The organism is Neiella litorisoli, assembly GCF_014773395.1.
Lineage (GTDB): Bacteria > Pseudomonadota > Gammaproteobacteria > Enterobacterales > Neiellaceae > Neiella > Neiella litorisoli.
The window spans coordinates 61,198-69,684 of record NZ_JACXAF010000027.1 but is presented as its reverse complement, the minus strand read 5'-3'; the positions used below and the strand labels follow the sequence as shown (position 1 = coordinate 69,684).

Here is an 8,487-nt window from a genome sequence, read left to right as displayed (position 1 = left end):
AAAAAAGTAATGTGGAGATCAGATCGAAGTTCACGGAAAAAGTTCAAAAAAATCCCCGCCAATTGCTTAGCGGGGATTTGTGTATAAGAGACAGGCAAACGCTGGCTTTTTCGTCCAACTCCACACTTAACAATCAGCGGGATCTGTTGTATTCACTGTAAGGACGTAACGCAAAGAACCTGTCGGTGGATCGCCATCAGCATAAGTTGGCTCTGTGTATGTCACACTGCAAGTAGAACCGTTGGTGACAGGGTCGTTAATAGATGAAGGCCAAAACGTAATAGTTCCTGTGCCTTCAACAATGGTCCACTCATTGGCGTCAATACTTGTTGCCAATACAAGGTCATCTTCAGTTGCTTCTATGTATCCGTAGACAGTGGAAACAGTCTCACCTTGCACCTCAACTGAACTCGAATCTTGCCCTTCAGTTCCATCAATGGCCGCACGGCTGTAAACAAGGGAGTTAGCGCCATCGATTGCGCCTTTTAGACCTTGCACGGTAGACAAACGTGCGTCGCCTTGCAAGTTGATAAAACGTGGAGCCGCGGTCACGGCTAAGATCCCTAGGATCACAATGACCACGACTAATTCAATCAGTGTAAAACCTTGTTGCTGCTTCATAGTTAGTTATCCCCTAAGGACTTCAAATTAATTATTAATATTGACTCGCACGCTGCCGAAGCCTGGCGAGTAAACAAAGTTGTTACCAGTAGTCAGACTACCATTTGGATCGGTGTAGGCCGAACCATTGCGATCCAGTGTTTGCGTTAAATAAAACACGCAATCACCATTGTTCAAATCAACAAAGTAACGGTTATCCGCCGCGTTATTGATATTGTCCGTCACTGTTGCCGGATTCTGTAACATCGAATCCCACACTCGAATACAACGTGTCGTTGTCATGCTGACACCGTTGGCAGTATTGCCGCTACCGGCATTAACCGGATACCCCGGCGCGGAGGTGCCGGCTGACTCTTCGGTGAGATACATCAACTGGCCATCGTAAACCACGCTATTGACATTGCTCTCTTGTGGCCGCCCCTCGGCTTCCCACTGCGCTCGCACCAAGCTCACGCCCGTGGCAAAACCACCAGCCATGCCTTCAATGTTCGCAATTTGCGCTTCTTCGGTTACATCCAAAAAGCGCGGCAAAGCCGTCACCGCTAGTAGCCCCAAAATGGTTACAACAATGACCAGCTCAATTAAAGAAAAACCACGTTGTGTTGACGTCATAATCGACCTTTCAAAAACAGTGTCACGCCAGCAACAGCTGCGCCACATTCAAATATCGCCTGAGTATAGCCGTTGATAAATTAAAAAACAGTGCAATCTATTTGATTTAACGAGTATTTAACCAAGCATGTACCGCTATGGAAAATAATCGAAATAATCACTCTCAGACACTAAAAACCGACACCCTTGTGACGATTTTCCGTCAGTCTGCCGATTTAACCCAACAACGGTGACCGGCATCGCCAGCGTATCCATCGTTACGCCCATCACCTGCTGCCATACGGTCTGACATTGCAGCAGGCCTTGGTCATCAAATACCGCCGGCCGACCGCGCTCATTCACGTCAATTTGGCGCTGCCATAACGATACTTGGCGGACTTTTCCCTGCAACCGCGCCTCGGCATAAATGTGCGCTACAGCGACCTGAAAATCACGTTTCACTACAACAAACACTGAACTGTGCCAATCCGAGTGCTGCTCGCTTAACGTCCGATTCACCTGATAGATCAGCAATGCCATCAGCAGCACACAGATGATGGTCATCAAACGACGACGATTGCCTGCTTCTTGCTGATCGGCTTGAGTCATCAGCCGCCTCGCACCGTCCGCATCATGTCCCACATTGGCGTGAAGATGCCCAATGCTAAGATCAACACCATAACTGCGACCACGGTGATTAATATGGGTTCAATTCGGGCCGTCAGCGATTTTAAATCGAAGTCCACTTCCCGTTCATAATAGTCAGCGGCTTCTAACAACAGCTCATCGATTCGGCCCGTTTCTTCACCAACTGCTACCATTTGCAACACCAGCGGGGTAAATAATTCACTGCGCCGGCTGGTTCGCAACAGGCTTTCACCGCGCTCTATTTCGCGACGCATTTCAGCAACACGCTCTGACATATGAGCGTTATCGACGGCACTGCCGACCAAAGTGAGCGCTTGGTTAATCGGCACCCCAGCTTTCAACATAATGGCAAAGCTGCGGCTATATCGTTCCAAGGTTGACCGACTAATAATAGAACCAATGATCGGTAAGCGCAGCTTGACTCGGTCCCAGCGCAGGCGACCAGAATCGGTATTGACGTAATAACGCGTGCCAAAAATCAGCAAAATCAGAACAATCAGCATCAGTGGCCAATAGTTGACGAACATATCGGACATGCCAATCAAGAAGCGAGTTGGCCAAGGGAGTTCGGCATTGAACTGAGCGAACATTTCGGCAAATTTGGGGATCACCATGATGTTGAGCACCACCAAAGCGATGGTAATGGCAATGATCACGAAGATGGGATAGCGGATCGCCGCTTTGATTCGGCGCCGGGTTTCTTGTTCTTTTTCAAGGTATTGAGCGAGCTGAAAGAAGGTTTCTTCTAACTGGCCCGTATTCTCACCGACATGCACCATGCTGACGTACATGCGGCTAAATACCTTGGGATGTGCGGCCATTGCGGTCGACAAGGTACGGCCGCTTTCTAACTGTTCGCCCAAATCATCCAGAGTGCGCTTCATCTGGGCACTATGACTGGCTTCAGCTAAGCCACTGATGGCGGCGAGTAATGGCACCCCAGCTTTGGTTAAGGCAAACATCTGACGAGAAAAAATGACCATCTCATCCAGATCGACGGCTTTTTCAAACAGTGCTTTAAAATCAAAATTGGCTGCTTTCTCGGGCGCTTGTTCAATTTTGATCGGTACTAAACTGCGGCGGATCAAGCTATCAGCAACCGCAGCCTGATTGACTGCTTCTAACTCCCCGCGGACTTCTTGCCCTTGCGGGTTGCGGGCTTGATAGCTAAACCGATTCATGCCGAGGCGTCCTCATCGACTTGATCGACCAGATATTCCGCCAGTCGCAACACTTCGTCCACTGTGGTGATGCCACTCATGGCGTAGTGCAATGCCGCCATTGATAGCGGCTGATAATAGCGACTGCGTTTCGCAGCAGCGGAAAATGCCTGAGTGTCGCCATCACGCAAGGCGGCAATCATGTCATCATCCAGCTCTAGCCATTCAAACACACCGACTCGGCCACGGTAACCGCTTTGCTGGCAACTCTGGCAGCCTTTGCTGACCTTGAATTTGGTCTCCGCTGGGATTGGCTTGCCGGCAATGTGCTGCAACCACGTCAGTTCATCAGGTGTCGGCTGGTAATCTTGCTCACAGTTGTGGCACAGGCGCTTCACCAAGCGCTGAGCAACCACAGCTCGGAGCGAGCTGGCCACCAGATAGCCTGGTGCGCCCATATCCAGCAATCGCAGCGCAGTGCTGATGGCATCATTGGTGTGCAAGGTCGACAACACCATGTGGCCAGTTAGCGCACCGCGTAAACCAATCTCAACGGTTTCATGGTCACGCATCTCACCGACCAGCAACACATCGGGGTCTTGCCGCAATGCGGTGCGCAGCACGCTGGAAAAATCGAGTCCGATTTTGGCGTTAACCTGAACCTGATTAATCCGCGGTAAGCGGTATTCAACCGGATCTTCCACCGTGATAATTTTGCGCTCTGGCGTGTTCATTTCACTCAGCGCACAATACAGCGTGGTGGTTTTACCTGATCCGGTTGGGCCGGTCACCAGAATCATGCCGTGAGGCCGCGATAACTGTAGCCGGAACCGTCGCAGAATATCTTCGGGCATACCGGTTTCGTTCATCGACAACAGGCCGCCGGACTGATCGAGCAAACGCATCACCACCGACTCGCCGTGTTGCACAGGCATGGTCGAGATCCGTACATCAATGGAGTGCTTGCGAACGTTGATGTTAAAGCGACCATCTTGCGGCAGGCGCTTTTCGGAAATATCCAACCCTGCGATCAACTTCAAGCGCAACACCAACGCCGAGGCAATGTTGGCTTGATCGATCACCTGCTCTTGTAAATCACCATCGACCCGCTGACGAATGCGGATCAGCTTGGCCTCTGGCTCAATATGAATATCAGACGCTTTGACCTGCACGGCATCTTCAAAAATCGATTGCAACAGGCGGGCGACCGTGGCTTCACCTTCCGATTCGTCGGTCAGTGAATCCGATAAATCGAATTCATCATCTTCGGAGTATTCTTCGCCTAACTGGGTCGCGTAGGAGGAGATTTCTTGAGTTCGTCGGTACAGTTGGTCAAAGGCTTCAAATAACTGAGATTCACGAACAACGGCCCATTCGATCTGGTAATCACCCAGACGATCTTCAACAGCGTCGAGGGCACTTAAATCAGCCGGATCGGCAGTGGCGACGCCAACCACCCCTTCTTCTCGCTTAAATACCAGCGCCCGATAGCGGCGAGCCAGTACTTCTGGCAACAGGGTAACAATGGCCGGAGCGACCGTGATGTCTTGTAAATCAAGGAATGGCACATCCAGCTGGCGAGCCAGAAAGCGCATCATTTCTTCTTCAGTCAGCACGCCTGAGTCAATCAGGGTTTGCCCCAGTTTTCGGCCACTGGCGCGTTGTTCAACCAGCGCTTGCTGCAATTGTTGCTCGGTTAACTTGCCAGCATTGACCAGCAAGTCACCAAGTCGCTGTTTGAGTTTAATTTTCGCCATGGCTTTGAGTTCCTAGCAAATCCAACCGATGTTGCGCATAGCGCATGCTGCCAGCACTTAAACCTGTCGACGTCAGCGCGCGCCGATAGCCTTCGACGGCGTCCATGACATGCCCCGTCTGCTCAGCACTAATGGCTTTCCCGAGCCACCAGCGGCCTTGGTTTGGCTCTCGCACAGCGAGAATCGAATAGTTACGATAGGCAACGTCAAATTCATTTCGCTGACTGGCTAATCCCGCTTTAATGACAAAAAATCCGGTTTCCTGCACCTGACTTTCGTTGACCACCTGAAGCACCTTCCAAGCATCATCTGCGCGGCCCAAGCTCAGCAGCAATTGCGCTTTTAAGGTGACCAGTTGAGCGTTGGTTGGCAGATAACGGAGTCCTTCATCCACCACTTTCAAGGCGCGGCCTTCTTGGCGCTGTTGGGTCAATAACGCAACCAATTCCATGCGCGCTGTCACCAACTTGGGGTCGCGCTTGAGCAATTTGCGATAGGTGGCCTCAGCATCACCTTGACGACCATTAGCAGCAAATGCTCTGGCTTCGTTAAGCTGCAATTGCACCACTTGCTGTTCTGACATTGGCGAATGGCTGATTTGAGCCTTGCTAGGTGCCTTGACGATTTTAGCTGGAGAGGCGATGGGCTCCGGCTCTGCGGCAGGCTCAACTACCGGCGCTGTGGCGACAGCCGGAACAGTGGGCTCTGCTGGAATGGCGACAGCAGTCGATTTGCTGGTTGGCTCTGGTTGAGCCGAAAGTTCCGCTGGCTGCGCATTAGCGCCAACAACAGCACTTGGCTCTGCTGCCGCGAGAGTCTCGCTTTGTTTTGGTTCCGCCTTTAGTTCGCTTGTTGCTTCTGCTTGTTGCTCAGAAGGTTGTGCTTTTTGCACTGTCTCTGGTTCAGCGTTGTGCTCTGCTTCGCGCTCTACCGCGTCCAATGCTTCAAGTAATCGGCTTTCAGCTGGCGGCGCAACAGGTTCAGCGGGCACAGTCTGCTTCATAGATGTGGCTTGATGAGCCGGCGATACAACACCAAACCACCAATAACCGGCCGCCGCAAGCAAGGCTAACACAATGATAATCAGCACTCGCTGGCGCCATGGCGATGGTTCAGGAGCGTGGAACTGGGGTTGCTCAACGGTTTGCTCGGGCTGCTTGCGTTGCTCTAAGTCGCGCAGCATTTGATTGATCACACTCATGACTGACCTCCATAACGAGGCAGCAACAAGGATGCATCTTCGGTGTCTTTAATGGCTTGCCAGACCATGCCAACGCTGGCCTGGTGGGAACCCTTGCCGTAACACAGCAACAGTGTTTTGTGACAAATAAGATTGACCAATCGCGGAATGCCTCGGCTGGCTCGATAAATCATCCGTGCTGCAAGCCGACCAAAAACAGGAGCACCGCGGTAGCCGGCCGCCAGCATCCGGTGATGAATATAAGGGCCGGTTTCGTGGCGGTGCAGCGGTCTTAGCTGACATGAAAAACTGATCCGTTGGCGCAACTGGCGCAAGCCTTTGTCGGCCAATCGTTGGTCCAATTCAGGCTGACCAAACAACACCAATTGTAATAACTTGCGGCGCTCGGTTTCCAGATTAGTGAATAAGCGGAGCGCTTCGAGCCCTTCTGCTGGGATCGCCTGTGCTTCATCCAGCAACAGCACTACTTGTTTACCCTGATCATGCAGCTCAACCAAGCGCTGCTGAATCGCTTGGGTCAGTTGCAATTGATTGGTGTCTCTGTCGAGCTGTAAGCCCAGCTCATGGGCCAGCGCCCAACGTAACTCATCCGGCTGCAAATAAGGGTTGGGGATGTAAGCTGGTTGAATATGCTCCGGCAACTCATTTAATAATTTACGGCATAACAGGGTCTTACCTGTACCTACTTCGCCAACCACCTTGAGTACACCTTCGCCACTTTGCAGCGCCATCAATAAGGTTTCCAACGCTTCCTCATGGGGCGGTAGCGAGCAATAAAGGGTGGTATTCGGGGTTAGCGAATACGGCATCTCTGTTAGTCGAAAATGCTCCAGATACATCATCAATCATTGAATCGGGTTTGTGCTTCCCGATACCAGTTATTGAGGTTGTCGTTGGTTTGCTGCAACAGCGGCAAGCCATAATCGGTTTCGACGATGGTGGGGCGAATCAAGATCACCAACTCGTGCTTCTCTTCCACTTCAGACTTGTTGGTAAACAAGCCGCCCATCAGCGGAATGTCGCCAAGAATTGGCACTTTCGAATCAGCCTGAGTGCGCAAGGTGCTCATCAGGCCGCCAATCACCACGACATCGCCACTATTGGCCCGAACAATGGTGTCGATTTCGCGAATATCACTAACCGCTAGCGGCAGTTCAAGACTATCGCCGAAAATGTTAATCACCTTAGTTTGCTCGCTGATATCAGTCACCGACGGATGAACATGAAGCAATACCGCGCCCAAATCATCGATTTGTGGCGTCACATCCAGCGCAATGCCTTCGAAAAATGGCGTCAGTTCCACTTCTGGTGTGGTGGTGGTGGCGTTGCCGGTGGTGGTAGTGGTCGAGACTTCAGTAACAAAGTACTCGTCGGTACCGACCTTAATCACTGCTTTTTGGTTATTCGCGGCGGAAATACGTGGGCTCGACAGAACATTAACGTTGCCCTGCGTTTTCAGCATGTCGATAACGGCGTTGAAGTTGCTGCTCTCATAGCCAATCGAGAACACGCCACCGATCACCTGACTAATTTCATTACCCGGCAGACCACCGTTAAAACCGCCACTGAAACCAGCACTACCACTCGCTAAGGCAGTCCAGTTAATGCCTTGTTGGTAACCATCGGACAGTTTCACTTCTAAGATTTTGGCTTCGAGCAACACCTGCCGCTGCACTCGGTTTTGCAGGCGATTGACGAAATCTCTTATTTGCGCCAATTCAGATGGCATCGCCCGAACGGTCAGCAAACCCGATTGCGGCGTTGAGATCACCGCTCGGCCATCTCCGGCAGAGCCCAACATCAAGCGCACGGAGCGTTCTAGTTCGGTCCAGAAATCACTTTCTGAATAGGTATGGATCACCGTACCTGCAGCTGCGGTCGTATCGGAGCTACCGCTGTTTGAGCTACTCGATGAATTGCGACCACTGCTGCTGTTGGAATCAGAATCACTGTCGCTGTCCGAGTCGGCATCGACCAGACTTGAGGAGTTAATGGTGGTCCGCGAGCGGCCCAGTCGAGTCAGCATCAGGTAGTTAATGTTGAAAGTCTCGGTGCGTAACTCGGCCGGAAACACCTGTAGCACGTTGCCTGTGCGTTGAATGTCATAGCCATACATCGACTGCACAACTTGCAGGGCCTCTTGCAGGGTCACCTGATTTAAATTGAGGGTGATCTCGCCACTGACATCAGGGTGAATGGCAGCCGAGTATGGCGTACCGTCGACCAAACTGGCAAAGAAAGTCGCCGCTTGAACATGGTCAGCGGCAATGCTGAAGCGGATTTCCGCAACACTTGGCGTGGCTTGCAGCAACGGCGGCAGCATTAATTCCTGCAGTATTTCAGCGGGCAGCGCGGGCCGTTGGGCCTGCTGACTCAATTGTTCATTGGTCGCTTGCACTTGTTGCTGAATTTCATCGGGTGACTTTACAACGGACTCACAGCCCATTAGCCACGAGACGCATAGCGCCAGCCCCAAACCCCTTACTAAATTCAACGTCATCATGTTGTG

8 protein-coding genes are annotated in these 8,487 nt (G+C 51.7%); all 8 read right to left on the bottom strand.

The window, feature by feature from the left end; translation table 11 throughout:
• Positions 1–126: 126 nt before the first annotated feature.
• The 8 genes from IC617_RS16820 to mshL all read right to left on the bottom strand — a co-directional run bounded on the left by IC617_RS16820 (position 127) and on the right by mshL (position 8,481).
• A complete protein-coding gene (locus IC617_RS16820; RefSeq protein ID WP_191146149.1) occupies positions 127–621 on the bottom strand; it encodes a prepilin-type N-terminal cleavage/methylation domain-containing protein in 495 nt (164 codons plus the stop codon).
• A gap of 27 nt (positions 622–648) precedes the next feature.
• Positions 649–1,233 carry a type II secretion system protein gene (locus IC617_RS19000; protein WP_191146148.1) on the bottom strand — a complete coding sequence of 195 codons (585 nt, stop codon included), beginning with the start codon at positions 1,231–1,233 and terminating at the stop codon, positions 649–651.
• A gap of 135 nt (positions 1,234–1,368) precedes the next feature.
• Positions 1,369–1,821, bottom strand: a complete 453-nt coding sequence (locus tag IC617_RS16810; RefSeq protein WP_191146147.1) for a hypothetical protein — start codon at positions 1,819–1,821, stop codon at positions 1,369–1,371.
• Complete coding sequence (locus IC617_RS16805) at positions 1,821–3,041, bottom strand: type II secretion system F family protein (RefSeq protein WP_191146146.1); 1,221 nt, start codon at positions 3,039–3,041, stop codon at positions 1,821–1,823. Before IC617_RS16805 ends, IC617_RS16810 begins: the two co-directional genes overlap by 1 nt.
• Complete coding sequence (locus IC617_RS16800; protein WP_191146145.1) at positions 3,038–4,777, bottom strand: GspE/PulE family protein; 1,740 nt, start codon at positions 4,775–4,777, stop codon at positions 3,038–3,040. The genes IC617_RS16805 and IC617_RS16800 overlap by 4 nt, the downstream gene beginning before the upstream one ends.
• Complete coding sequence (locus tag IC617_RS16795) at positions 4,764–5,978, bottom strand: hypothetical protein (protein ID WP_191146144.1); 1,215 nt, start codon at positions 5,976–5,978, stop codon at positions 4,764–4,766. Before IC617_RS16795 ends, IC617_RS16800 begins: the two co-directional genes overlap by 14 nt.
• Positions 5,975–6,820 carry an ExeA family protein gene (locus IC617_RS16790; RefSeq protein ID WP_369410428.1) on the bottom strand — a complete coding sequence of 282 codons (846 nt, stop codon included), beginning with the start codon at positions 6,818–6,820 and terminating at the stop codon, positions 5,975–5,977. Before IC617_RS16790 ends, IC617_RS16795 begins: the two co-directional genes overlap by 4 nt.
• On the bottom strand, positions 6,820–8,481 hold the full coding sequence (mshL, locus tag IC617_RS16785; RefSeq protein WP_191146143.1) for a pilus (MSHA type) biogenesis protein MshL: 1,662 nt from the start codon (positions 8,479–8,481) through the stop codon (positions 6,820–6,822). Before mshL ends, IC617_RS16790 begins: the two co-directional genes overlap by 1 nt.
• Positions 8,482–8,487: the final 6 nt, after the last annotated feature.